The 23,191-nt window shown below is 73.7% G+C and carries 16 protein-coding genes and 1 pseudogene; 3 read left to right on the plus strand and 14 right to left on the minus strand.

Features of this window, described 5'->3' with window-relative positions:
* Nucleotides 1–82: 82 nt before the first annotated feature.
* The 3 genes and pseudogenes from AC3CH1_RS04320 (at nucleotide 83) to AC3CH1_RS04330 (ending at nucleotide 3,647) form a co-directional block, all read left to right on the plus strand.
* On the plus strand, nucleotides 83–1,663 hold the full coding sequence (locus AC3CH1_RS04320; RefSeq protein ID WP_488461626.1) for an aspartate:alanine exchanger family transporter: 1,581 nt from the start codon (nucleotides 83–85) through the stop codon (nucleotides 1,661–1,663).
* Nucleotides 1,664–1,724: 61 nt separating this feature from the next.
* Nucleotides 1,725–2,165 (plus strand): annotated as a pseudogene (locus AC3CH1_RS04325) (hypothetical protein).
* A gap of 114 nt (nucleotides 2,166–2,279) precedes the next feature.
* Complete coding sequence (locus AC3CH1_RS04330; RefSeq protein WP_488461627.1) at nucleotides 2,280–3,647, plus strand: cytochrome P450; 1,368 nt, start codon at nucleotides 2,280–2,282, stop codon at nucleotides 3,645–3,647.
* 54 nt (nucleotides 3,648–3,701) lie between these two features.
* Here AC3CH1_RS04330 and AC3CH1_RS04335 read toward each other — a convergent pair whose 3' ends face one another.
* The 14 genes from AC3CH1_RS04335 to AC3CH1_RS04400 all read right to left on the minus strand — a co-directional run bounded on the left by AC3CH1_RS04335 (nucleotide 3,702) and on the right by AC3CH1_RS04400 (nucleotide 23,010).
* Nucleotides 3,702–4,676 carry an ABC transporter substrate-binding protein gene (locus tag AC3CH1_RS04335; RefSeq protein WP_488461628.1) on the minus strand — a complete coding sequence of 325 codons (975 nt, stop codon included), beginning with the start codon at nucleotides 4,674–4,676 and terminating at the stop codon, nucleotides 3,702–3,704.
* Nucleotide 4,677: 1 nt separating this feature from the next.
* Nucleotides 4,678–6,663 (minus strand): ABC transporter permease, encoded by a 1,986-nt coding sequence (locus AC3CH1_RS04340; protein ID WP_488461629.1) that lies wholly within the window; start codon nucleotides 6,661–6,663, stop codon nucleotides 4,678–4,680.
* On the minus strand, nucleotides 6,663–7,829 hold the full coding sequence (locus tag AC3CH1_RS04345) for a quaternary amine ABC transporter ATP-binding protein (protein WP_488461630.1): 1,167 nt from the start codon (nucleotides 7,827–7,829) through the stop codon (nucleotides 6,663–6,665). Before AC3CH1_RS04345 ends, AC3CH1_RS04340 begins: the two co-directional genes overlap by 1 nt.
* Complete coding sequence (locus tag AC3CH1_RS04350; protein ID WP_488461631.1) at nucleotides 7,826–9,433, minus strand: GMC family oxidoreductase; 1,608 nt, start codon at nucleotides 9,431–9,433, stop codon at nucleotides 7,826–7,828. The genes AC3CH1_RS04345 and AC3CH1_RS04350 overlap by 4 nt, the downstream gene beginning before the upstream one ends.
* A 98-nt stretch (nucleotides 9,434–9,531) precedes the next feature.
* Nucleotides 9,532–11,034 (minus strand): aldehyde dehydrogenase family protein, encoded by a 1,503-nt coding sequence (locus AC3CH1_RS04355; RefSeq protein ID WP_488461632.1) that lies wholly within the window; start codon nucleotides 11,032–11,034, stop codon nucleotides 9,532–9,534.
* Between the two features lie 210 nt (nucleotides 11,035–11,244).
* Nucleotides 11,245–13,146, minus strand: a complete 1,902-nt coding sequence (locus AC3CH1_RS04360) for an HEXXH motif domain-containing protein (RefSeq protein WP_488461633.1) — start codon at nucleotides 13,144–13,146, stop codon at nucleotides 11,245–11,247.
* Nucleotides 13,147–13,214: 68 nt separating this feature from the next.
* Nucleotides 13,215–13,400 (minus strand): hypothetical protein, encoded by a 186-nt coding sequence (locus tag AC3CH1_RS04365; RefSeq protein ID WP_488461634.1) that lies wholly within the window; start codon nucleotides 13,398–13,400, stop codon nucleotides 13,215–13,217.
* Between the two features lie 104 nt (nucleotides 13,401–13,504).
* A complete protein-coding gene (locus AC3CH1_RS04370) occupies nucleotides 13,505–13,789 on the minus strand; it encodes an effector-associated domain 2-containing protein (RefSeq protein ID WP_488461635.1) in 285 nt (94 codons plus the stop codon).
* The gene (locus AC3CH1_RS04375) at nucleotides 13,759–14,640 is read right to left on the minus strand and encodes an effector-associated domain 2-containing protein (protein ID WP_488461636.1); all 882 of its coding nucleotides are present in this window, start codon (nucleotides 14,638–14,640) and stop codon (nucleotides 13,759–13,761) included. Before AC3CH1_RS04375 ends, AC3CH1_RS04370 begins: the two co-directional genes overlap by 31 nt.
* Nucleotides 14,637–15,800, minus strand: a complete 1,164-nt coding sequence (locus AC3CH1_RS04380) for an alpha/beta fold hydrolase (protein WP_488461637.1) — start codon at nucleotides 15,798–15,800, stop codon at nucleotides 14,637–14,639. The genes AC3CH1_RS04375 and AC3CH1_RS04380 overlap by 4 nt, the downstream gene beginning before the upstream one ends.
* A 97-nt stretch (nucleotides 15,801–15,897) precedes the next feature.
* On the minus strand, nucleotides 15,898–20,352 hold the full coding sequence (gene fxsT, locus AC3CH1_RS04385; protein ID WP_488461638.1) for an FxSxx-COOH system tetratricopeptide repeat protein: 4,455 nt from the start codon (nucleotides 20,350–20,352) through the stop codon (nucleotides 15,898–15,900).
* Nucleotides 20,352–21,449: an AAA family ATPase gene (locus tag AC3CH1_RS04390; protein ID WP_488461639.1), complete on the minus strand. Its 1,098-nt coding sequence runs from the start codon at nucleotides 21,447–21,449 to the stop codon at nucleotides 20,352–20,354. The genes fxsT and AC3CH1_RS04390 overlap by 1 nt, the downstream gene beginning before the upstream one ends.
* Nucleotides 21,446–22,621 carry a VMAP-C domain-containing protein gene (locus tag AC3CH1_RS04395; RefSeq protein WP_488462141.1) on the minus strand — a complete coding sequence of 392 codons (1,176 nt, stop codon included), beginning with the start codon at nucleotides 22,619–22,621 and terminating at the stop codon, nucleotides 21,446–21,448. The genes AC3CH1_RS04390 and AC3CH1_RS04395 overlap by 4 nt, the downstream gene beginning before the upstream one ends.
* Entirely contained in the window at nucleotides 22,519–23,010 is a 492-nt protein-coding gene (locus AC3CH1_RS04400; RefSeq protein WP_488461640.1) for an effector-associated domain 2-containing protein, read from the minus strand. Before AC3CH1_RS04400 ends, AC3CH1_RS04395 begins: the two co-directional genes overlap by 103 nt.
* Between the last annotated feature and the right edge of the window lie 181 nt (nucleotides 23,011–23,191).

Genomic DNA, 23,191 nt, shown 5'->3' on the forward strand with positions numbered 1-23,191 from the left:
CCCCGGGTGGCGCCCTCCCCCGGCCTCACGGATCCTGGCCCCGGACGGGGGCGGGATCTTCGAGGTCGGGGAGGCACGGCCGGTGTGGCAGTTCTTCGCGGACAATCCGTGGGTGGCGGTGTTCGCCGTGATCACGCTCGGCGCGCTGCTCGGCCTGGTGCGCTTCGGCCCGGTCCGGCTCGGCGCGGCGGGAGTCCTGTTCGTCGGCCTCCTCGTCGGGGCGCTCGACGAGGACATCGCCGCCGCCGTGCCGGCCGGGGTCTCGGCGCTGGGCCTGGCCCTGTACGTGTACACGGTCGGCCTGGAGTCGGGTCCCGCGTTCTTCCGTGAACTGCGCGGCCAGCTCCCGGTGATGGCCGGGGCCGTGGTGGCCCTGGCCCTCACCGCGGCGGTGGTCGGCCTCGTCGGACACCGCTGGTTCGGCATCGACGGACCGTTCCTCGCGGGCGGGTACGCGGGCATCGGGACCACCACCCCGGGTCTCGCCGCCGCCCAGGACGCCTCCGAGGACCCGACGCAGCCCGCCGTGGGGTACGCCATCGGCTACCCGCTCGCCGTCGTCATCACGATCATGTTCGTCTCGGCGATCGCGGTCCGCCGCCACTGGACCGCCCGCCGGGACCCCGACTCGGGCCTGCCGGCCACCCTCGTCACCCGTACGGTCGAGGTGGCCCGGGACATGCGCTGGGCGGACGTGCCCGGCGTCGCCGCGCACCGGGTGCTGGCCAGCGAGTACCGTCCCGCCGACGGCGTCATCCGGGTCGCCCGGGAGCTGGGCCGCCTCTCCCCCGGCGACCAGGTCGTGCTGGTCGGCGGCGAGGACGACGTGCGGGCGGCGACGGACGCGCTCGGATCCCTCGCCCCGCGCCATCTGCTGGACGACCGCAGTGCGGTGGACTACCGGAGGGTCCTGCTCACCAACCCGGACCTGGCCGGGCACACCGTCGGCGAGCTCGGGCTCGGCGAGAAGTACGGGGCCCTCGTCAGCCGGGTGCGGCGCGGCGACTTCGACATGCTCGCCCACGACGACCTGCTGCTCCAGCTCGACGACCGGGTACGGGTGGTCATGCCGCGCGAGCGGACGGGCGAGGTCACCACGTACCTCGGGGACACCGAGGCGAAGGTCAGCGAGGTCAGCGCGGTCAGCCTGGGTCTCGGTCTCACCCTGGGCTTCCTCCTCGGCATCCCCTCCCTCACGCTGGGCTCCACCACGCTCGCCCTGGGCACCGGGGCGGGACCGCTGGTGATGGGGATGGTCCTCGGCTGGCGCCGGCGCACCGGCCCCCTGGTGTGGACCCTGCCGACCCGCGCCAACCTCACCCTGCGCCAGATCGGGCTGCTGCTCTTCCTCGCCGTCGTGGGGCTCACCTCGGGCTACTCGTTCCGGGAGAACGCCTTCTCCCTCTTCGGGCTGAAACTGGCGGCCGTGCTGGCCATCGGCGCGGTCGTCAGCTACGCCCTGATGGTGCTGGTCGCGAAGGCCCTGGGGCAGAGCCGGGAGCGGACCATGGGGCTGCTGTCGGGCTACGTCGGCAACCCGGCGATCGTGGCGTACGCCAACAGCCGGGCGAGCGACAGCCGGATCAACAACGGCTACTCGACGCTGTTCGCGCTCGCCATCCTGGTCAAGATCGTCTGCATCCAGCTGATCGTCGGCCTCTGAACCACGCCTTCGACCCGGGCCTACCCTGAACCCTTCACCGGCCGCGACGGAGGGAGACAGGATGGGCGGGACAGCGACGTACGTACGGTTCCAGAGCACCGAACGGAGCCCCCGGGGTCACTTCCCCGGGATCTTCGCGCTGGCCAACGGCCTGGCCCGGGAGGGCCGCCTGACCGAGGAGCAGCACCGCTTCTAGCGTGCGGCGAACGACTGGTACGACGCCGCGTACACCGACCCCTCCCGGATCGACCCGGCGGTGTACGACCCCGGGGTGAACCCGGGGGCGGTGGCCTGGTTCAAGGGGACGGCGGTCCACCTGATGGACCGGATCCCCGGCTATCTCGCGCTGCTGACCGCGCACGGAGTGCCGTGCGAGCGGCTGGAGTCGGCGGATCCCGGCCGGATCGTGTACGAGGACGAGCATCAGGTCGTCGTGGTGCCCCACTCCGGGAGCGCGCACCCGGAGGCCGCCCTCGACTGGCTCACGCCGCACGGCACCTGATGGCTTTCGGCCACGCCTGTCGTCGCTCTGGTGAAGCGCCGCCCCCATCCTGTTCGATGAGGTTCGAACAGTCGCGCGCCGGCAGTGGCGTGCCCCAGGGAGCGGAGTTCCTCGATGTCCACGCAGACCGGCCCGGCACGCGACACCCAGCCTCGCGGCCATGCGTTCGTGCCGGGGCCCAAGGGGCTGCCGCTCGTGGGGAACCTGCCGCAGTTCGGCAGGAATCCCCTTGCCTTCTTCGAACTCCTGCGGGGCCACGGGGACCTGGTGCGCTGGCGGTTCGGACGCAACCGGTGCGTCTTCCTCGCCGACCCCGACCTGGTGGGCGAGTTGCTCACCGAGACGGAGCGCACCTTCGACCAGCCGAAGCTCGGCATCGCGTTCCGTACGGTGCTGGGCAACGGGATGCTCGTGGCGCGGGGCCGGGACTGGCGGCGCAAGCGCTCGCTGGTGCAGCCCTCCGTGCGGCCCAAGCAGGTCAAGTCCTACGCGACCACGATGGCGGACTGTGCGGTGGAGCTCGCGGACCGTTGGACGGACGGCCAACGGGTCGACGTCAAGCGGGAGATGTCCGCGCTGACCCAGAGGATCGCGGTACGCACGATCTTCGGGGTGGACACCCCCGCGGACTCCGAGGCGATGGGCCGGGCGATGGACGTCGCCCAGATGGAGATCGGCAAGGAGTTCGCCGGGCTCGGCGCGCTGCTTCCGGACTGGGTGCCGACCCCGGGCCGGGCACGGATCAGGAAGGCGGCCGTCGTCATCGACGCCGAGGTGCGCCGGGTCGTCGCGCGGCACCGGGACGGCGAGGAGGAACGCCCCGATCTGCTCAGCCGGTTGCTCACCGCCGTCGACGAGAGCGGGACGCGCCTCAGCGACGAGGAGATCCGGGACGAGGCGGTCACGCTGTACATCGGCGGCCATGAGACGACGAGTACGACGCTGGTGTGGGCGTGGTACCTGCTCGCCCGCACCCCCCGCGTCCGGGACGCGCTCGCCGAGGAGCTGGACCGGGTGCTCGGCGACCGGGAGCCCGGCTTCGAGGACTACGCACAACTGACCTACGCCCAGGCCGTGGTGAAGGAGACGCTGCGGCTGTTCCCGGCGGTCTGGCTGATCACCGGGATCGCGAAGGAGGGGGCGACGATCGGTGGCCTGCCCGTGGAGGAGGGCACCCGGGTGTGGAGCAGTCAGTGGGCCACGCACCGCGACGCGCGGTGGTTCCCCGAGCCGGAGGAGTTCCGGCCCGAGCGCTGGGACGCCGAGGCAGGGGACGAGATCCCGGAGTACGCGTGGTTCCCGTTCGGCGGGGGTCCCCGGGTCTGCATCGGCACGCGCTTCGCGATGGTGGAGTCCGTCCTCCTCCTCGCCGTGCTGGCCCGCCGTTTCACCCTGGACGTGGACCCGGGCGAGATCACGCCGCTGACGGGTCTGACGCTCCAGCCGGACCGGGACGTGCTGGCGACGGTCCGGGCGCGGTAGGACCTCTCGTTCGGATCATGCCCGGCTCCCCTCCAGGAGCCGGGCGCCGCGACCTCAGTCCCGCGGAAGCCACTTCTTCCAGACGTCCGGGTGGCGCTCGATCCAGCGCTTCGCCGCTTCCTGGGGGTCGAGCTTCTGCGAGGCGATCATCTCGGAGACCTCGTTCTGGTCCTTCTCCGACCAGTGGAACTTCTTCAGGAACGCGGACGCCTCGCCGCCGCGCTCGGCGAAGTCGGCGTTGAGGAACTTCTGCAGCGGTGTCGTCGGGTACGCGCAGTCGATGTCCGCCGGGTCCTTGGCGGCGCACGCGTCGGTGTACTCGGGGAGCTTCACCTCGACCATCGGCACCTCGTTGAACAGCCACTGCGGCTGGTACCAGTAGCTGAGGAAGGGCTTCTTCTCCTTGGCGAACTGCTGGATCTGGGTGATCTGGGCCGCCTCGGAGCCGGCGAAGACCACCTTGTAGTCCAGGTCCAGGTTCTTCACCAGGGCCACGTCGTTGGTGACGTAGGAGGGCGAGCCGTCCATCAGCTGGCCCTTGCCGCCGCTCTCGGCGGTCTTCAGCTCCTCGGCGTACTTGTCGAGGTTCTTCCAGTCCGTGACGTCGGGGTGCTCGTCCGCCCAGTACTTCGGCACGTACCAGCCGATGTGGCCGGTGACCCCGAGGTCGCCGCCCCGGACGATGGTCTTCTTCTCGTCGACGTACAACTTCTCCTGGTCCGGGTGGCCCCAGTCCTCCAGGATCGCGTCGACGCGGCCCTGGCTGAGGGCGTCCCAGGCGGGGACCTCGTCGGTCTGGACGAGGTCGACGCGGTAGCCGAGCTTCTCCTCGAGGAGGTGCTCCGCCACGGCGACGTTCGCCTGGGCGCCGACCCAGGACTGGACGGAGAGCGTGACGGTCCTGACGCCGGCGGGGGCCGCGAAGGGCGAGGCCTGCTTGGTCATGTCGGCGGCGCCGCAGCCGGCCGTGGCCAGCAGGGCCCCGGCCGAGGCGAGCGCCACGGGCAGGCGGGTGCGGGAGCGGTTCATCTCAGCTCTCCTGTCGCTGGCGGCGGGCGGTGGGCTGGGTGACCCGGTCGAGCATCAGGCCGAGGCAGACGATCGCCGCTCCGGCGACGAGGCCGGTGGCCAGGTCGCCCTGGGCGAGGCCGAGGACCACCTCGTAACCGAGCGCACCCGATCCGACGAGTCCGCCGATGATGACGACGGCGAGGACCAGCACGACCGCCTGGTTGACGGCGAGCAGCAGGGAGGGCCTGGCCAGGGGGATCTGGACCTGGCGCAGTTGCTGGCCGGGGGTCGCGCCGAGCGAGCGGGCGCACTCCATGGCCGCCGGGTCGACGCCCCGCAGGCCCTGGGTGGTGATGCGGATGACGGCGGGCAGCGCGTAGATCACCGCGGCAGCGGCGGCGGGGGCGCGGCCGACTCCGAAGAGGGCGACGACGGGGATCAGGTAGACGAACTGCGGCATGGTCTGGAAGACGTCCAGGACCGGTCGCAGCAGCCGCTCCAGGCGTTCGCTGCGGGCCGCGCCGACGGCGACGCCGAAGCCGAGGACCAGGGTGACGGCGACGGCGGCGAGCACCTGGCTGAGGGTGTCCATCGAGGGTTCCCACACTCCGAGGACGCCGATCGCGGCCATGGCGAGGACGGCGGTGGCGGCGGTGCGCCAGGTGCCGATGGTCCAGGCGAGGGCGGCGACGATCAGCAGCACCGACCACCAGGGCAGGCCGGTGAGCCCGCCGCGCAGCGGGTTGAGGACGCCGCTGGTGAAGTGGGAGGCGAGGTCGGCGGTGCCGCCGACGACGGGCACCCCGGTGTAGAGGTGGTCGACCATCCAGTCCTTGGCGGTGTTGACCGGTCCGGCGATGGCCACGGTCACGTCCTCGGGCCAGACCCGGCCGTCGGTGGCCCGTCCGACGACGGCGACGGCCGCGGTGACCACGGCGGCAAGGGACCAGCCGCGCCAACCGCGCAGCAGGGCCGGGCCGGTGGGCTCGGCGCCGATGCGGCGTCCTGCCGCCTCCGTCGTACGGTCCAGGACGACGGCCAGCAGCACGATCGGGATGCCGGCGGCGAGCGCGGCGCCGACGTCCACGGAGGACAGCGCCTGGTAGACGCGGTCGCCGAGGCCGCCCGCGCCGATCACGGAGGCGATGACGGCCATGGAGAGCGCCATCATGATGGTCTGGTTCAGGCCGAGGAGGAGTTCCTTGCGGGCCAGCGGGAGCCGGGCGCTCAGCAGCCGCTGCCGCCCGGTCGCGCCGAGCGAGGCGACGGCCTCCATCACGCCGGCGTCCGCGCCGCGCAGGCCGAGCGCGGTGAGCCGGGCCATCGGCGGAGCCGCGTAGACGACGGTGGCGAGGACGGCCCCGGGCACGCCGATGCCGAAGACCAGCACCACGGGGAGCAGATACGCGAAGGCGGGCAGCACCTGCATGGTGTCGAGCACCGGGCGCAGGACGCGGAACACGCGGTCGGACAGGCCGGCCGCCAGTCCGAGGAGCAGTCCGAGCACGACCGAGGCGAGGACGGCGACGGCCATCAGCGCGAGCGTCTGCATGGTCGGCACCCACATGCCGAGCAGCCCGCAGACCAGGAAGGAGACGGCCGCGGTGAGGGCGAGCCGGATCCCCGCGACGCGCCAGGCGACGGCGGCGGCGAACACGGTGACGCCGGCCCAGCCGAGGGCCAGGAGGACCAGGTAGACCCCGCGTACGGAGAGCACGACGGCGTTGCTGATGTGGCCGAAGAAGTAGAGGAACAGCGGGTGGCTGTCGCGGTTGGAGACGATCCAGTCCGTCACGTCGCCGAGCGGCGCGGAGAGGTCGGCGGTCAGCGCGTCGGGCCAGACGCCGCCGCCCCAGCGGCCGTGCGCGAGCGGGACGAGGACGGCGGCGACGAGAGCGAGCAGCAGGAGCTTGGCCGCTGCCGGGCGGTCGCGGAGTACGGCCAGTGGTCCCCGGCGCGCGCCCGCCTGCGCGGGGCGGGCCGGAGTGGCCTGGGCGGTGGCCATCACAGGGTCACCTCGCGGGAGCCGTCCGGCGCGTCGTGGCCGGCGGCGAGGTCCGGGGCGCCGGACGCGGAGGCGGAGGCGGTCGCGTGACGGGGTCCGGTCGTTCCCGCGACGACGTCGAGCAGGCACGCGTGGTCGACGACGCCGACGAGCCGGCCGGCGTCCATCACCCGGGCGGCGGGGTCGCCGGAGCGGGAGACCGCTTCGATGGCCTCGGAGACGGTGGCCCCGGGGCGCAGGGCCGGGCCGCGCTCGCTCTCCCCTGCGAGCGCGGGCCGCATGGCCGTGGCGACGGTGAGGACCTGTTCGCGGGGCACGTCGCGGACGAACTCGCGCACGTAGTCGTCCGCGGGCGCGCCCACGATCTCCTCGGGGGTGCCGAGCTGGACGATGCCGCCGTCGCGCATCAGCGCGATCCGGGTGCCGAGGCGCAGCGCCTCGCTGAGGTCGTGGGTGATGAAGACCATGGTGCGGCCCTCCTCACGATGCAGCCGGACCACCTCGTCCTGCATCTCGCGGCGGATCAGCGGGTCCAGCGCGCTGAACGGCTCGTCGAAGAGGAGGACGGACGGGTCGACGGCGAGCGCGCGGGCGAGCCCGACGCGCTGCTGCTGGCCGCCGGAGAGCTGGGACGGGCGGCGGTCCTCCAGACCCGCGAGGCCGACCTTCGCCACCAACTCCGCCGCCTTGGAACGGCGTTCGGCCTTGCTCAGGCCCTGGATCTCCAGGCCGTAGGCGACGTTGTCCAACACCGTGCGGTGCGGCAGCAGTCCGAAGTGCTGGAAGACCATCGCCGCGCGGTGGCGGCGCAGTTCGCGCAGCCGGGAGCGGTCCATCGCGAGGACGTCCTCGCCGTCGATGGCGATGGTGCCGCTGGTGGGCTCGATCAGCCGGGTCAGACAGCGTACGAGGGTCGACTTGCCGGAGCCCGAGAGGCCCATGACGACGAAGACCTCGCCCTTGCGGACATCGAAGGAGACGTCGCGCACGGCGGCGGTGCAGCCGGTGGCTGCACGCAGTTCGGCGGGTGGGAGCGCGGCGTGCTCGCCGCCGGGGATCCGGTCGGCCTTGGGGCCGAAGACCTTCCAGAGGCCGCGCACGGAGAACACGGGGTTCCCGCCGGCCCCGGCCGGCCCGGTGGCCTTGAGGGTCTCGGTTCCGCTCATCGGACATCGCCTCCGGTGCTGGTGCTGGTGACCGGCGCGGTGTCACGCGCCCGGTCCGCGAGGAGTTCGGCGCACTTCTCGCCGACCATCAGGACCCCGATCATGGGGTTGACGGCCGGCATGGTCGGGAAGACGGAGGCGTCGGCGATCCGGATGCCTTCCAGGCCACGGATGCGCAACTGCGGGTCCACGACGGCCTGCTGGTCGTCAAACGCGCCCATCCGGCACGTGCCGGCCGGGTGGTAGACGGTGTGGGCGACCTTACGGGCGTACTCGCTGATGTCCTCGTCCGAGGTGACCTCGGGCCCGGGGCAGACCTCGCGCTTCAGCCAGTGGGCCAGCGGTTCGGTGGCCGCTATCTCACGGGCGAGCTTGATGCCGTCGACCAGGGTGCGCCCGTCGTGGTCGTCCTCGTCGGTGAAGTAGCGGAAGTCCAGGGCCGGCTTGACCTCGGGGTCGGCGCTCGTGAGGTAGAGGCGGCCCCGGCTGCGCGGCTTGGGGATGTTCGGGGTCATCGACACCCCGTGCTCGGGCTTCTCGTAGCCGAGCCGCTCCGGGTTGTCGGTGAACGGGATCTGGTAGAAGTGGAACATCAGGTCCGGGCCCCGGGATTCGGGGTGGCGGCGGACGAAGAGTCCCGCGTCGGAGTCCATCGCGGAGTTGTCCGGGATGGGCCCGTCGGTCTCCCAGACGATGACGGACTCGGGGTGGTCGAGCAGGTTCTCGCCGACGCCGGGGAGGTCGTGGCGTACGTCGATGCCCAGTGCGGTCAGGTCCTCGCGCGGACCGATCCCGGAGTGCAGCAGCAGCCGGGGCGTGTCCACCGCGCCCGCGCAGACGATGACTTCGCGGGCGGCGCGCAGCAGGATCTCCTCGCCGGCCTTCGTCCGCACGTGTACGCCGGTGGCGCGGGCGCCGTCGAGCTCCAGCCGGTACGCCCAGGTCTCCAGCATGATCCGCAGGTTGGGGCGGTCGCCGGCCTCGATGTGCGGGTGGAGGTAGGCGACCGAGGCGGAGGAGCGCTTGTTGTTCTCGGGGTGGTAGGCGAGGTCGAAGAAGCCGACGCCCTCGTGGAACGGCTCGCTGTTGAAGCTGTCCACGCGCGGGACCCCGGCCGCCTGCCGGGCTGCGTCGACGAAGTCGCGGGCGATGGCGTTGCGGTCCTTCTCGTCGACGGGGACGATGTGGTTGCGCAGCTTGGCGAAGTACGGGTCCATCGCGGCGGCGCCCCAGCCCTCGGCGCCCGCCTCGGCCCACTCGTCCCAGTCGCCGGGCAGCGGCTTGAAGCTGATGAGGGTGTTGTGCGAGGAGCAGCCGCCGAGGACCCGGGCCCTGCTGTGCCGGATGTGGGAGTTGCCGCGCGGCTGTTCGGTGGTGGGGTAGTCGTAGTCGAGGTCGCCGCCGAGCAGGCCGAGCCAGCGGCGCAGGGTCAGCACGTCGTCGCGGTCGATGTCGGTGGGGCCGCCCTCGATGACCGTGACGGTGACGTCCGGGTCCTCGGTGAGCCGGGAGGCGATGACCGATCCGGCGGTGCCGCCGCCGACGATCACGTAGTCGGCCACGGGGCCGTCGGGGACCGCGGTGCTGCGGGGGGTGGAAGGCATCGGTCACTGCTCCTTCTGCAAGGTTCGTGCGTGTACGTGATGCTGCGAACAGCCGGGCGGGGCACCGGAGTCGACCGTTTCCGGGGCCCCCGCAGGCGTCAGCCGGCGAACCAGCGCTGGGGGCGCGGGTTCAGGTTCTGGTAGATGTGCTTGGACTCGCGGTACTCGGCGAGCCCCGTCGGGCCGAGCTCGCGCCCCGTGCCGGACTTCCCGAAGCCGCCCCACTCGGCCTGCGGCAGGTAGGGGTGGTAGTCGTTGATCCAGACGGTGCCGTGGCGCAGCCGTCCGGCGACCCGGCGGGCCCGGCCCGCGTCGGTCGTCCAGACGGCGCCCGCGAGGCCGTAGTCGGTGTCGTTGGCCAGCGTGACGGCCTCTTCCTCGGTACGGAAGGTCTCGACGGTGAGGATCGGGCCGAAGGTCTCCTCACGGACCACCCGCATCGCGCGGTGGCAGCCGTCGAGGACGGTCGGCCGGTAGAAATAGCCGCCCTCGGGCCGTACGTCGCTGGGCTCCGGCCGTTCGCCGCCGGCCCGGACGATCGCGCCCTCCTCCCGGGCGGAGGCGACGTACGCCTCGACCTTGGCGAGCTGCTGGGCGGAGACGAGGGGGCCGCACTCGACGCCGTCGAAGGTGCCCCGGCCGAGGCGGATGGCGTCGGCGCGGCGGGCCAGCTCGGTGACGAACCGCTCGCTGACCGAGTCCTGGACGATCAGTCGGGCCCCGGCGGAGCAGACCTGGCCGCTGTGGAAGAACGCGGCGTTCAGCGCCTGGTCGACGGCGGTGTCGAAGCCCTCGTCGGTGGCGCAGGCGTCGGCGAAGACCACGTTGGGGTTCTTACCGCCGAGCTCCAGGGCGACCTTCTTCACGGTCGGCGCGGCGGCCTGGGCCACCTTCGTACCGCTGGCGAGGCCGCCGGTGAAGGAGACCAGGTCGACGTCCGGGTGCTCGGAGAGGCGCGCGCCCACCGGGTCGCCCGCGCCGGTGACGAGGTTGGCCGCGCCGGCGGGGAGCCCGGCTTCGGAGAGCAGCCGGATCAGGTGGACGGTGGAGAGCGGGGTGACCTCGCTGGGCTTGAGCACGAACGTATTGCCGGCGGCGAGGGCCGGGGCGATCTTCCAGCTGGCCTGGAGGAGGGGGTAGTTCCAGGGGGCGATGAGGGCGCAGACGCCGACGGGCTCGTGGACGACGATGCTGTGGACGTCGGGGTCGCCCGCGTCGACGACCCGGCCGCCGCTCTCGTTCATCACGAGGTCGGCGAAGTAGCGGAAGGCTCCCGTGACGTCGTCGACGTCGACCCGGCCCTCTCCGAGGGTCTTGCCGGTGTCGCGGCTCTCGGTGATCGCGATCTCCTCGCGGTCACGCTGGAGCAGCTCGGCGACGCGGCGCAGCAGCCCGGCCCGCTCGGCGACGGGCTTGTGAGGCCAGGGGCCGTCGTCGAAGGCGCGTCGCGCCGCCGCGATCGCCTCGTCGGCGTCCTTCGCCCCGCCCTCCGCCACGACGGCCAGGACCGTGGCGTCGGCGGGGTCGATGACCTCGCGCGTCGCGCCTGATCCGGCGGCCCGCCAGGTGCCGTCGATGTGGATGGTATTGAGCGCCGACATGTCGATTTTCGCCTTCCGTGCCTGATATGCCCCCTCCGGTTCGGCCGGGGCGTGCTGCGCGGTGAACCGGGGTACGGCCGCACCAGCGGCCTGGTCCCCTCCCCGGTCCGGCGGAATGTATGCCGAGAATTTCACGCAGAGTGATGCGCCTCACGCGCGCGGGCCTCCCCGAGAGGATCCCGGCCCTCCGTGCGGGCGGCCTTGTGCTGGTCAGACGGGTGGTTGTGCGGCAGCCAGCCGGTGGGCCGCGTGCTCCCACACCTCCGGCCCCTCCCCCGCGACGGCGGCGGCGAACCGCTCCGGGCGGGCGAGGAGCCGCCGGTGGCCGGGGTGGAGCGCGGTGTGCGCCAGCAGCCAGCCCGCCAGCGGATGGGGATCCCCCGGCGCCTCGGACCAGCGCTCCCGGTACGCCTCCCGTGCCGCCGCTGCCTCCCCCCGGACCAGCAGCACATCGGCGCGGACCGGCGGCGCGGCCCGGAGGCGTACGCCCCGGGCGACGGTGACCGACGCGGTGTCCGGAGCGGCGACCGACGTGCCGCCCGGCCCGGTGTCCGCAACGGTGACGTCCGGCGCGCTGTCCGGGCGCGCGATGTCCGGGCGGAGGTACAGCGCGCCCCGCACGTCCTGCCAGTGTGTACGTTCCGAGGCCGGGACGAGCAGGGGCCGTCCTACGGGCGGCGGCGGAGCCCCCGTGCGCAGCGCAGCGCCCAGGCCGGCGCGCTCCTCGTCCGCGCACCGCAGATTGCGCAGCCGCCACTCGACCCGGTGACCGGCCGCCGCCGCGCGGGCCCGCGCCACGGCCCGCCCGTCCACGGGTTCGCGGAGCCAGCCGTCGACGGTGCGGGTCAGTCCGGCGACGAGCCGGCGGCCGGGTCCGGTGAGCGCGGCGCGGGTCGCCAGGGTCCGCAGGACCGTACGGGTCTGGAGGCGGCGGAGCGCGAACCGGAAGGGCGCCAGGTCCAGCGGATCGGCCGCCCGGTCCCCGATCCGGTCCCGCCAGAACCCGGCGACGCCGACGAAGGCGTACGCCCCGTGGAGAAGCCCCGGCAGATGCCGCGGGTCCGGGCGCCACGGGGCGTAGTGCTCCTCCTCTCGGTCGTCGTCGAGCATCGCGAAGAGGTGCAGCAGCGCGCCGAGTTTGCTGTGCTGGAACTCGTGGACCATCGTCTCCGCGAGCGCCGCGCCGTCCGGGGGCAGGGCCACTACCAGGGAGCCGAACGCGTCGGCGGTGGAGGCGCTAAGCCCCGCGACGGGGCCGTCCGGCAGCCGTCCGGGCCAGGGCACGATGCGCCTGATCGCCTCGGGGCGCAGCGTGCCCGGTCCCGTACCGCCGGAACGCGGCCCGGGACCGCAGGCGGGTCCGAGCAGCGCGACCGCCTCGGTGAAGAGGCTCTGCCAGGTGCCGAGTTCGCGCGGAGTGAGCCGTCGGGGCGGGATCGGCCGGTCGAGGTCGCGGTACGGGTCGGTGTCGTCGAGGGCGACCTCGGGCCCGCCCGGCCGGACCGGCAGCCGGTGCGTGGGCCACCACAGAGCGCTCGGCGGGGCGGTGAGCGGTCGCACGGTCAGCGCCGTCGCCCCGGTGCCCCGTCCGGTCGCGAGGAGGAGCAACTCCCCCTCTCGCACCCGCGCGTGGACCGGCTGGAAGCCCAGCAGCGGAATGCCCGGCAGTCGGGCGAGGCCGAGCGTCGGAAGGGCCACCGCGCCCTCCCTCGCGGGCACGACGAGGTCCGCCGCCGTCCCGGCCCTCAGCGCGGCCACCACGGCGACGCCGGCCAGGTGACCGGTGTCCACCCACAGCGGCGAGCCGACGGCGGTACCGTGCAATCGCCGCAGCGTGTGGGCGAGCCAGCTCCCCACCTGCGGACTGAGCAGCAACTCCTCGACGCAGCCCGGCTTTCGGGCCTCGGCTCGTTCGACGGCCCGCCAGATGACGCCCAGGTCGGCGGGGCCGAGCAGCGCGGGCCGTTCCTCCAGCAGGCTCAGCAACTCCCGCAACAGGAGCAGGCGTCGTGCCCGTTCGCCTGCCACGAGGAAGCCGACGGCCTCCGCCGAGCCACCGCCCGCGGCGAGTTCGTCGAACCAGTGGCCGGGCATCCGCATCGGTCCGTGCACCCGCGCTCCTCTGTTATGGCCCCGACTCGACCTGCGGGAAACCGCTTCCGGGGCGGGCCGCACAGCGCTCAGTCGGCGCGGGCGGTGGGGGGTTCGGACAGCGTGCTGGTACGCGCTCTTCGGATCTCCTCCAGCAGACGCTGTCCGGGCGCGGGAGCGAGGGCGCGCACGGTGGCGACGCCCACTTCCGCGAGGTCCGCCACATCGGACTCCAGGTAGTCGGCCGGTTCACCGGCCGATGCCGTCTGCTGCAAGGCCTTTTCCCCCTCTTCGGTCCGGCGGCACACGATGCCACCCGTCCCTTCCCATCATGACGAATGGGTTGCCTTCCGGAAACCCGTGCGATCACGTCGTACGATCACGGTCCGGGCGGACCGGGCCGGTCCTCGACCAGGAACTCCCGCAGGGCTTGCTCCAGTTCGACGGCCCTGGCGGGATCGTCGTCGAGCAGGGTGACGGCCCGGTAGAGGTCCCAGGGTCCCTCCGGGCGCCGCCGCAGCGTCCGCAGAATGCCCAGGACGTCCGTACGGGGCACCGCGTGCCGTGGCATCCGTGCCACCAGGACCGGGTCCAGCTCCCCCACCATCGTCTGGCGTTCGTCCCGGTCGCTCATCAGCGGATAGGCGAGGAGGGCTTCGACCACCCGGAGAAGACCGCCGCCCGTCCGGTCGGGTCCGGGCGGACTCCGTTCGTCGGCGGTGTCGCCGGACGGTCGGGCAGGTGCTCCGAGTGGCCGGGGCGGTGCAGTTGGAGCGTGGGGAGCTGGGTGTGGCTCCCTTCGGCGCGCAGCCGGTCGAACCGGCCCCGGACTGCCGCGAAGAGGGCCTCCGGGTCGGGAGCCGGGCCGCCCGGCAGTCCGGCCAGCTCGCGGAGGAGGACGTCGGAGAAGACGCCCAGGCGGCGCACGGGGTCGTTGGCCGCGCGCTGCCCCCGGTCGGCGGCCAGCAGCACGTTCTGCCGGTGCACCCGCTGTCGCTGCCCGGCGGGGAGGCTCCCGTCGGGGATCGTGACCGCCGGGCGGTGGCGCTCCTCGAAGGTCCGGCAGGCGTCCACGACCCAGTTCTGCTCCGCGAAGCCGGGCAGGACATCGCTGCTCAGGCGGCGGCGGGCGGACTCCAGGTCGATGTTGCGGCGGTCGGCGTCCGTGGCGTCGGCGCAGTAGAGCCGCAGGTGTTCGTCCCGGTCCAGGACGCCGTGCCCGCCCCACCAGACCCAGAGCACGTCCCCCTGGCGGGCGGGCAGTTCGTGGACCAGGACCCGACGCAGGCTCTCGTGGTCGGCGCCGCGGTGGCCGGTGACCGGGTCCGACCCGTGCGCCGGGGCGAGGTGCAGCAGGATGTTGGCGTCCGGCACGCCCGTGGACCGCAGCCAGTCCCGGAAGCGCAGCGCGTCGCGGACCGGCCCCGGCAGCGTCCAGTGCGGGCCCGCCGCATAGGCCTCGACGCCGACGACCAGCGCCACCACGCGCGCCGGGTCGACACCGCCCGCGGTCACGGCAGCCGCTCCGCGATGGCCCGGTAGACGGCCGGATCGGCCCAGTAGGCGCTGTGGGCGGCGGGGAACGGCTGCCGGTTGTCGGTCGCGATGTCCTCGGCCCGGCCGGGGAACAGCGGCGCGGCGGCGAAGCCGAGCAGATCGCGGCGGTCGTGGATGTTCAGCCAGGCGGGGACGTGGGCGGGCAGCGGTTTTGGGTGTTCGAGGTGGGGCAGCGCCCCCGTCTCGTACAGGAACGGCCCCTGCGAGCCCACCGTGACCAGCAGCCGGACGCCGGGCAGCGGGGCCTCGATCAGGGTGTCGAGGGCGATGATCCCGCCGAGGCTGTGGCCGAGCAGGACGACCGGGGGCTCCACGGCGGCGACCAGCTCGCGCAGCGCGGCGCGCAGGGGGCCGCCGCGGACGAGGAACGTGAGCACGTCGCCCGCCGCCGGGTGGGCGGCCCCGGTGAGGGCGCGGCGGCGGCGTACCGCGTAACGGGAGCCGAGCCGGGCTATGGGCCGGGCGACCAGACGGCCCACCGGCCCCCTGCTCGTACCGGGCGCGGCGGCGCCGAGCTCCCGGGCGATGCGGTCCACCGCGGCGTCGCGGGTGGCCCCGTCGGGGATCACGGGCGCGTCCTCGGCCAGGGCCGCGCCGATCACGGCCGCGGCCAGCGCGCGGGCCAGGAGCGTCGCCAGGGTTTCGGGGTCCAGGGCTTCGGCGGCCGGGGCGAGCAGGGGACCACGGGCCAGGGCGGCGGCCCGCGCACCGAGCCCCGGGCCCAGCTCCGGGGCGGTCCCCTCGCCCCGGGCGGCCAGCGCCGCCAGCCGCTCCCGGAACTCCTCGTCGGGGAAGGCGGCGCCCGGCGGGATCTCACCCGAGGGGCCGCGCGCGGCGGCGCGGGCCAGCTCCGCCTCCGGGTCGCGGTAGAGGCGCTCCCAGGCGGCGGTCTCGTCGTCCTGCTCGCTCTCCGCGTCCCGTTCGGTGGCTCCGGCCCCGTCGTACGGGATGCTGGCCCCGCCCGCCGCGAGCCGGGCCCCGTACCGCTCGCCCCAGTCGAGCGGAACGACCCGCACGCCCGGGGCGGCCTCGGCCAGCGAGGCCGTGACCCGTGCGTACAGGGTCTCGGCGTGCGGTGGTCGCACGCCCGTGCCGTGGATGAATATGACCGTGGTCATGCCTCGCCCCCGTCGGTGTTCTCCCGGCCCGCCCATCCGGGCCGGGTCCCGTGGTCCGTCCGGACCGGACGTCCGAGCGCCGGCCCGGTCCGTCGCCTCACAACGGAATCACCGGCACGTCGTACTCGATGCGCTGGTGCAGCCGGGCCGAGGTCCGCCACGGGTGCTGTTCCCCGAGGACACGCGTCAGGCCCTCCACCGCCCGGGTGTTGAGCCGGTCCGCCTCCGTGGGGCGGCCGAGTCCGCGCTGGTCCAGGGAGAGGTTCGCGACGCAGACGAGGGTGAAGGGATGGTCCTCTCCCGCCACCTCGGTGAGCAGCGGGAGGGTGGCGCTGTCCACCTCCAGCGCGCCGGCGAAGTCCAGCCGGGCGTAGTGGTCGTTGGCCCGGCCCAGCGCGGCGGCCAGGGAGTAGACGTGCCGCTCCCCCAGGTCCGCCCGGAGCCGTGCCCCCGCGACCGTGTCCAGCCGCTCGGCCTCCTCGACCTCGCCCATGGCCCGCAGGGTGGCGGCCACGTTGACCATGGCGCACAGGGTGTACGGGTGGTGCTCGCCGAAGATGTCCCGGTAGCGGTCGAGGATCTGCCGTCCGAGGCGCCGGGAGTCCTCCAGCCTGCCCGCGATCCTGCGGTCGACGACCGCCGCGAGGGCGGCCCCCAGGGTCTCCGGGTACTCCGCGCCGTACCGGGTGGTGAAGCTCTCCAGGATCTCCTCGACCAGCTCCGACGCCTCCTCCTGCAGCCCGGCCCGGCGTCGGCAGATCGCGAGATTCAGCGCGGCCCGGATCGTCGCCGCGTTGGTGCGGCCGAAATGGGTTCGATAGGTCTGGTAGGTCGACTCCTGGAGCACCCGGGCCTGGGGGAAGTCGCCCGCCTCGCGGGTGTCCGCCGCCAGGGCGCTCAGGGTGTTGAGAGTCAGGCCGCTGGTCGGACCGTAGAGCAACTGGCGTTGCCTGGCGGTCTCTTCGTCGATCTCCATCGCCCGCCGGAAGTCGCCGTTCACCCGCAGCGAGACGCCGTAGCTGTGGGCCGCGTTCAGTGTGGTCGGGTCCTCAGGACCGTAGAGGTCGCTCGACCGCTCGAAGGCCTCGGCGTTCAGCTCCCGGGCGGCGGCGAAGTCGCCCCGGTAGCGCAGCGAACCGGCCATCTGGAGCATGGAGTCGATGAGCTCCTCCTCCGGGATCGGGGCGTTGCGCGAGACCTCCATGGCCTGCTCGCTCAGCGCGGCGGCCTCCGGGATCCGGCCGAGGTGCTGGAGGTAGAAGCCGAGCATCTTCGTGATCCGGATGACATGCAGGTCGTCCTCGGCCGACTGCTCGCTCCAGGCGTCCCACGCCCGCCGGGTCAGGTCCGCGCCCGCCTCGTGCGCACCCCAGTAGTAGAGGAAGGTGACCATGTCGAACACCAGGTCGCGCACCCAGCCGTCGGAGCTGTCGACCGCGTCGGAGGCGATCACGTGGGGCAGCAGCCCGAGGTAGGTGGGCCACTGTTCCGGCGAGGCGGGCAGACCGGGTTTCGCGGTGGTCAGGAGCGCGTGGGCGGCGTTGCGCATCGCCTCCCGCTCCTCCGGGCCCAGCCGGGCGACGATCACGTTCTGCATCAGCCGGTGCATCTGGAGCGTGCCGGCCTTGTGGTCGAGGCGCACCAACGAGAGCTTGCTCAGGTCGCGGGTGGCGCGGGCGAGCAGCAGGGGGTCGCGCAGCACAGGGTCCAGCTCGGGGGTGATCTGGACGTTGCGGCCGCCGCGGAGCATGTTAAGCGGGATGGGCTCGGGTGCCATGCAGGCGCAGATCTGGAGCAGTTGGCGGGCGGCGGGGTTCTCGAGGGACAGCCGGCCGAGTGAGATGTCCCAGACCGCGGCGACGGGCAGCGGGTAGTCCGGGGACGGGGCCAGTTCGAGGATCTCGGGGCGGCGTTCGTCGAGCAGTTGGAGGTACTCGTCGACCGGCATGCCGGTGGCGGCGTGCCAGGCGCCGGCCTGTTCGACGGCCAGGGGCAGATCGCCGAGCGCCTCGGCGAGCCGGCCCGCGTCATGGGTGCTCAGTCCCCGGGCCCGGCGCTGGAGCAGGGCGATGCTCTCCTCGCGGTCGAAGACGTCGACGCTGAGGGGGGTGGCGACCCGTTCCCACTCCCGGTTGCGCGAGGTGACGATGATCTTTCCCGGTCCGCCGTTGGGGAAGTACGAGCGCACCGACTCGATGTCCTCGGCGTTGTCGAAGACCAGCAGCCAGTTGTCGAAGGGCTTGCCGGTGCGCAGGGCCTCGCGGACGGCGGGGACGGCGGTGTTCGCCTGCGGCCCGACCTCCAGGCCGAGGCCGGCCGCCAGCTCGGCGAGCGCGGCCAGGATCAGGCTCTCCTGCTCGGCGGGGATCCACCAGATGACGTTGTACTCGCCGCTGTGACGGTAGACGTACTCCACCGCGATCTGCGATTTGCCCACGCCGCCGAGGCCGTGCAGTGCGTGCGGGAGGACCGCGGTCGTCTCGTCCTCGGTCAGCTGCCGCTCCACGGCGGCGAGGAGGGACTCGCGGCCGGTGAAGTTGGGGTTCTTCGGCGGTACGTTGCCCATGATCCTCGGCTGGCCCGAACGGACGACGCGTGCTTCCGGCGCTTTGACTTCCATCTCCTCGTGAGCCCTCCGGGCGGTGTTGTCAGCTGGTGCCGAGGGGGCAGCTGCTGGGGGTGTCGTGGGCGGCACGGGTCCTCCTGGTGAAACGACGCTGTCCGGTGGCAGCCTTGCCCATTTCGAGGCGGCTTTCAGCACATCCGCGTCGATCTCACCCGGCCGGGCAGGGGGGTCGTCCGGCGAACGCACCAGGCGGGCGGCCACCCTGGCGGCCCGGCCGGCGTAGGGGCCCGACAGCGCCCGGAGCACCGCCAGCTCGATGCGGAGCCAGGGACGGACGCCGGGCTCCGCACCGGGGAGGGCGGTGCGCACCGGGTCGTGGAGGGCCGCGCGCAGTCGCGCACCGTGACCCTGCCCCGTCCGCAGCTCCGCCAGCAGGCCCACGGTGCGGGCGAGTTGGGTCCTGGTGCTGGTGGCGAGCAGTGCCTCGCGCACATCGTCGGCGAAGTCCGGACCGCTCCCGGCGTCGGCGTCCCAGTCGATCAGCCCGCCCATCATGACCTCGGCGAGGTGTTCGGGCCCTGCGTCCGGCAGGGCCAGGTCGCGCAGCTCGTCGATGACGGCGAAGTCCATGGGGGCGAGGGCCAGCAGAACGGCGAGCTGCCGGGCCAACGGGCTGGCGAGGGAGCGGAACCTGCGTACGGCGGCGGCCGCCGCCCGGGGGCCGTCGACGACCGGGGTGCGCAGCCCGGGGGCGGAGGCGCCCTTGGCCATCGCGCCCGCCAGGACCACCGGCAGGGTTCGCCGCACGCCGCGTTCGCCGGTCACCAGGTCGGCCCAGGCGCGGAAGGACCCGGCGCGCACGCTGAGCACCGGTACGGGCACGGTGTCGTCGTCCGGTTCGGGCAGCGGCCGGACGGGGTCGTGCGCGCCGAGCGGCGGACGGAAGCGGAAGCGGCGGTTCGGCGCGCCGAAGCCTCCGGCGTCCAGTTGGGCGCGGAAGGGGAAGAGCGAGGAGCGGTGGCGCAGATAGGGCGGCAGGAGGTGGACCAGCGCGGTGGGCCCGCCGGAGGTGAGCCGTTCCAGCAGCCGGTCGGCCCCGGGGCCCGCCCAGCCGTGGGCGAGTCCGTCCGTCACGACGAGGAAGAGCCGCGCGCCGCGGCCGTCGAGCAGTTCGGCGGGGTCGCCGTCGCGTCCGCCGGGCCAGCGCAGCGCGGGTTCGCCGGCCCCGGCGGGCAGGGCCACCCCGACCGTGCGGACGTCGCGGAAGGCCCCGCTGCGGGCGGCCTCTTCGGCGATCTGCCGCACGGTGGCGCCCCACGGCGGCATGGTGGGCGCCCGGTCGACGAGGAGCACCAGGTCGAAGGCCCTCTCGCGGTCGGGGAGGAAGTAGGGGACCCACAGTCCGTCGGTGAGCCCGTGCTCGGCCGTGCTCTCCTCGTCCAGCGTGCTCCGGCCCCCGGTGGGCACCCTGCGGCCCAGCCCGCGCAGCGACCTGGCCAGCCGCGGCGTGGCCGTGCGCACGGCCCGGGGGCGGTGGCCCGGCAGCCGTTCGGGGCCGGTGCGGGTGAGCTCCTGGACGGTCCTGATCTCCCGTTCGTACGCCGGTGGTCCGGGCAGCCCGGAGACCCCGGGCACGGCGAGGGGCGCGGGGATGGACGCCGTGCCGGGGGCCGGGCCGAGCAGCGGTTCGGTCCCTTCGGCGGGCTGCGGGCCGGCGGCGGGCGGTTGCCCGGAACCGGACGTGTCGGGGCCGGGCGTGTCGGGGTGCCGTTCGGCGTGGGGCGGGTGGTCCGGGGCGGGCCCGGGGGTGCGCTGCGCGTCGAGGCGGGCGGCGGCGAGCCAGGCGGCGTCGGCGAGCTCCGTCCAGTCGGCTCCGCCCGGGTCGGGCGGGCCGTCGTCCTCGTGCCGGTCGCCGGTGGTGGGATCGGGGGAGTCGGCCGGCACGGACGCGGGGTCCGGAGCACGCTCCCTGGGCAAGCCGTTCATCAGCGGCCCTTCGAGAGGTCTCGGAGGAGCATCTCGACGAGTTTACGCCCGTCGGCATCCGCTTGAAAACCGCCCGCCGTCGTCAGCTGAACGGCGTTGAGCAACTGGTCGATGGACTGGGTGCCGCCGCCGCGCAGACGCTTCTCGAACTCGTCCACCAACGCCTCGACGCCTTCCGGGCGCTGCCGCAGATGGCTGACGACGATGCCGATCAGCTGCTCGCGGCCCGGCGGCAGCATCTCCAGCGGCAGGCAGCGGCGGCGGAACGCGGCGGGGAACTCCCGTTCGCCGTTGCTCGTGATGACCACGACGGGGAACTGCGCGCACTCCACCCGGCCACCCTCGACCCTCGCCGAGCCGCGCGGGTCGTCCGTGAACACGGTCGCCGACTCCTCGTTGCTACGCACGAGTTCGGGGATCTCGTAGCTGCCGTTCTCCAGCACGTGCAGGAGGTCGTTGGGCAGGTCGATGTCGCTCTTGTCCAGCTCGTCGACGAGCAGCACCCGGGGGCGCGCGTAGGCGAGCAGGGCGGTGCCGAGCGGGCCGAGGGTGACGAAGTCCCCCAGCGCCGGCGGCCCTTCACCGGTCGGGCCGAGTCCGTCCGGAGCTCCGCCGACGGTGTCGGGGGCGGGGCCGTGCGCGCTCGTGGCGTCGGCTGCCCGCCAGGCCGCGATCGCCTGGGCGCGGCCGATCGCGTCGTACGCGTACAGGCCTCCCTTGAGCGTGCTGCGGCTGACGACGCTCCAGGGCAGGACCCGGCCGAGCCCCAGCTCGCGGGCGATCAGGTAGGCGAGGGTGGACTTGCCGACGCCCGGCGGGCCGGTGATGAGCAGCGGGCGGCGCAGCAGCAGGGCGGCGTTGACCGCGTCGATCTCCTCGCGGCGCAGCTGCGGCCCGTCCTGGATCCGGCCGAGGCGGCGCTCCGCGGCACGGTCGTCCTCGGGCGGCGGCGGCTGGAGCGGGCCGCCGGGAAACGTACGCCAGGGCGGCGGCGTCGGCAGCTCCGGCGGCTCGCCCCCGGGCGCCCTTCCGGTCGCGTGGAAGACCCACCACGGGGGCGGCGGCGACGGTGGTACGGAAGAGGCCTCTCCGGTCATGCCGACAACAACTCCTCACGATCGACCAGCCGGTACGGGTCGTCCCAGAAGAACGCGATGTGCCTGCCCACCCACAGGGGGCCGTCCTCCTCGGTCTCCGCTCCCGCCCTCAACCGGTGCACTTTTTCGGGTAGTTGTGCGTACGTGTGCCCCAGAAGCAGAGTGAGCAGTTCGCTGGACCGGGAGGAGCTTTCGGCCCTGCGGTCCCAGGCGGCGACGCCCACGCCCTCGACGACGGCGGCCTGCAACGCCTCCAGGCCGTGCCCCTGGACGGCGGGCGCGTCGAGGATGACCGCGGTGAGCGACTCGTCCCCGGCGAGGTGGGCACGCCAGCGTTCGAATCCTTCCCGGTCCGCGGCCTTCCAGCGGTGGGGGGTCGGGGCGGTCGCGGCTCGTAGCTGATCCCAGCGGGTTTGCCATCGGCGCAACTGTCCGGCGTCGCCGCGCATCCGGTCCAGGCTGCGCAGATGGACCCGGTAGTGCATGCCGATCGGCCGGGGCCTCGGGGCTCCGGTACCCAGTTCCAGGCGGGCCATGTCGTGGTTCAGCAGGTCGAAGGGGAGCAGGAACTCGACGTGGACCGGCCCCCCGCCGGCTCCCGCCTTCCCTGCGCGACCGCCTGGCTCGGGCTGTCCCGAGTGCCCCTGCGGAGGGTCGGCCCACAGCGCCTCACCCCGCTCGACGGCGCGCTCGACCGCTCCGGCCAGGGTGTTCAGGGTGACGGTCTCCATGGCGCCCTGCTCCGGCCGCCAGTAGCCGGGGACCTTGTTGAGCCAGTGCCGGACGAAGACGTCCGGTGAACCGTCCCGGGCCGGTTCGACCATGACCACCAGACACCGGGGCACCGTCGGGTCGGGGGCGACGGGCCGCTCCAGGCGCCGCCGGCAGTCGGCGAGTGCCTCCCGCGCCGCGACGACCGCCGCCCGGGGGTCGTCGGCCGGCCCGGCGGGGCCCTCCGCCTCCGCCCAGCGGTCCGCCCAGCGGCGCAGCGCCACGCCCTGCTCGGCCGACAGGGCGGCGGCCGCTTCGACGAGGACGACGGCTGCCGGGAGGCCGTCGCCGCGTGCGGTCATGTCCAGTGCGTGGTCGAAGAGTTCGGCCGGCGTTCCGTGGTCCGGCAGGTCCCCGGGCAGTTCGTCGCCGAGGAGGGCGGCGAGGCGGCCGCCGTCGATGTCCTTCGCCTCGACGAGCAGCCGCCGTGCCTGCCGGGCGATGTCATCGGCGAAGACGGGCGCGGGCCAGGGCGCCGGCCGGCCGGCGCGGTCCGGATGCCCGCCTCGGCGGCGAACCGCTCGGCTTCGTCCGGGCCGGAGACGGTGCGGACCGCGTAGACGAGCGCCTCGGGGCCGCCGGGCCGGTGGATCACCTTGCGGACCAGATGCGTCATGGCGACCCGGGGCGTGCTGTCCGGGTAGGTCAGTTCGACGCCGAGTCGGTACGCCACCGTCTCCACGAACTCGCCGCGCTGAGTCGGGTCCTTGACACATTCGAGCAGGGTCAGCGCGTCGACCAGGCTCTGCACCAGGTCCGGTCCCGGGTGCCCGTGCGGGACAGCGTTCATCGCCGGCCATCCCCCCGCCGAGTCGGTCCAACTCACATGGCTGAACGCGAAGTTACCACGATTGAATCTTCGGTAACCAGGAACTTCACGCGCTCCTGTGGCCCCGTGCGGGGCGCTGCCCCAGGCCCTGGACGGGGGTTCGGTGGGGCGGGTCCCGCGGGAACGCCGGGTCCCGCTCGCG

The organism is Streptomyces sp. MGP-P1, assembly GCF_057766565.1.

Bases quoted from the DNA above. Each gene is read 5' to 3' on its own strand.
- AC3CH1_RS04330 (WP_488461627.1), top strand. From the start codon at position 2,280: ATGTCCACGCAGACCGGCCCGGCACGCGACACCCAGCCTCGCGGCCAT.
- AC3CH1_RS04335 (WP_488461628.1), bottom strand. From the start codon at position 4,676: ATGAACCGCTCCCGCACCCGCCTGCCCGTGGCGCTCGCCTCGGCCGGG.
- AC3CH1_RS04340 (WP_488461629.1), bottom strand. From the start codon at position 6,663: ATGGCCACCGCCCAGGCCACTCCGGCCCGCCCCGCGCAGGCGGGCGCG.
- AC3CH1_RS04345 (WP_488461630.1), bottom strand. From the start codon at position 7,829: ATGAGCGGAACCGAGACCCTCAAGGCCACCGGGCCGGCCGGGGCCGGC.
- AC3CH1_RS04350 (WP_488461631.1), bottom strand. From the start codon at position 9,433: ATGCCTTCCACCCCCCGCAGCACCGCGGTCCCCGACGGCCCCGTGGCC.
- AC3CH1_RS04355 (WP_488461632.1), bottom strand. From the start codon at position 11,034: ATGTCGGCGCTCAATACCATCCACATCGACGGCACCTGGCGGGCCGCC.
- AC3CH1_RS04380 (WP_488461637.1), bottom strand. From the start codon at position 15,800: ATGACCACGGTCATATTCATCCACGGCACGGGCGTGCGACCACCGCAC.
- fxsT (WP_488461638.1), bottom strand. From the start codon at position 20,352: ATGAACGGCTTGCCCAGGGAGCGTGCTCCGGACCCCGCGTCCGTGCCG.
- AC3CH1_RS04390 (WP_488461639.1), bottom strand. From the start codon at position 21,449: ATGACCGGAGAGGCCTCTTCCGTACCACCGTCGCCGCCGCCCCCGTGG.
- AC3CH1_RS04400 (WP_488461640.1), bottom strand. From the start codon at position 23,010: ATGAACGCTGTCCCGCACGGGCACCCGGGACCGGACCTGGTGCAGAGC.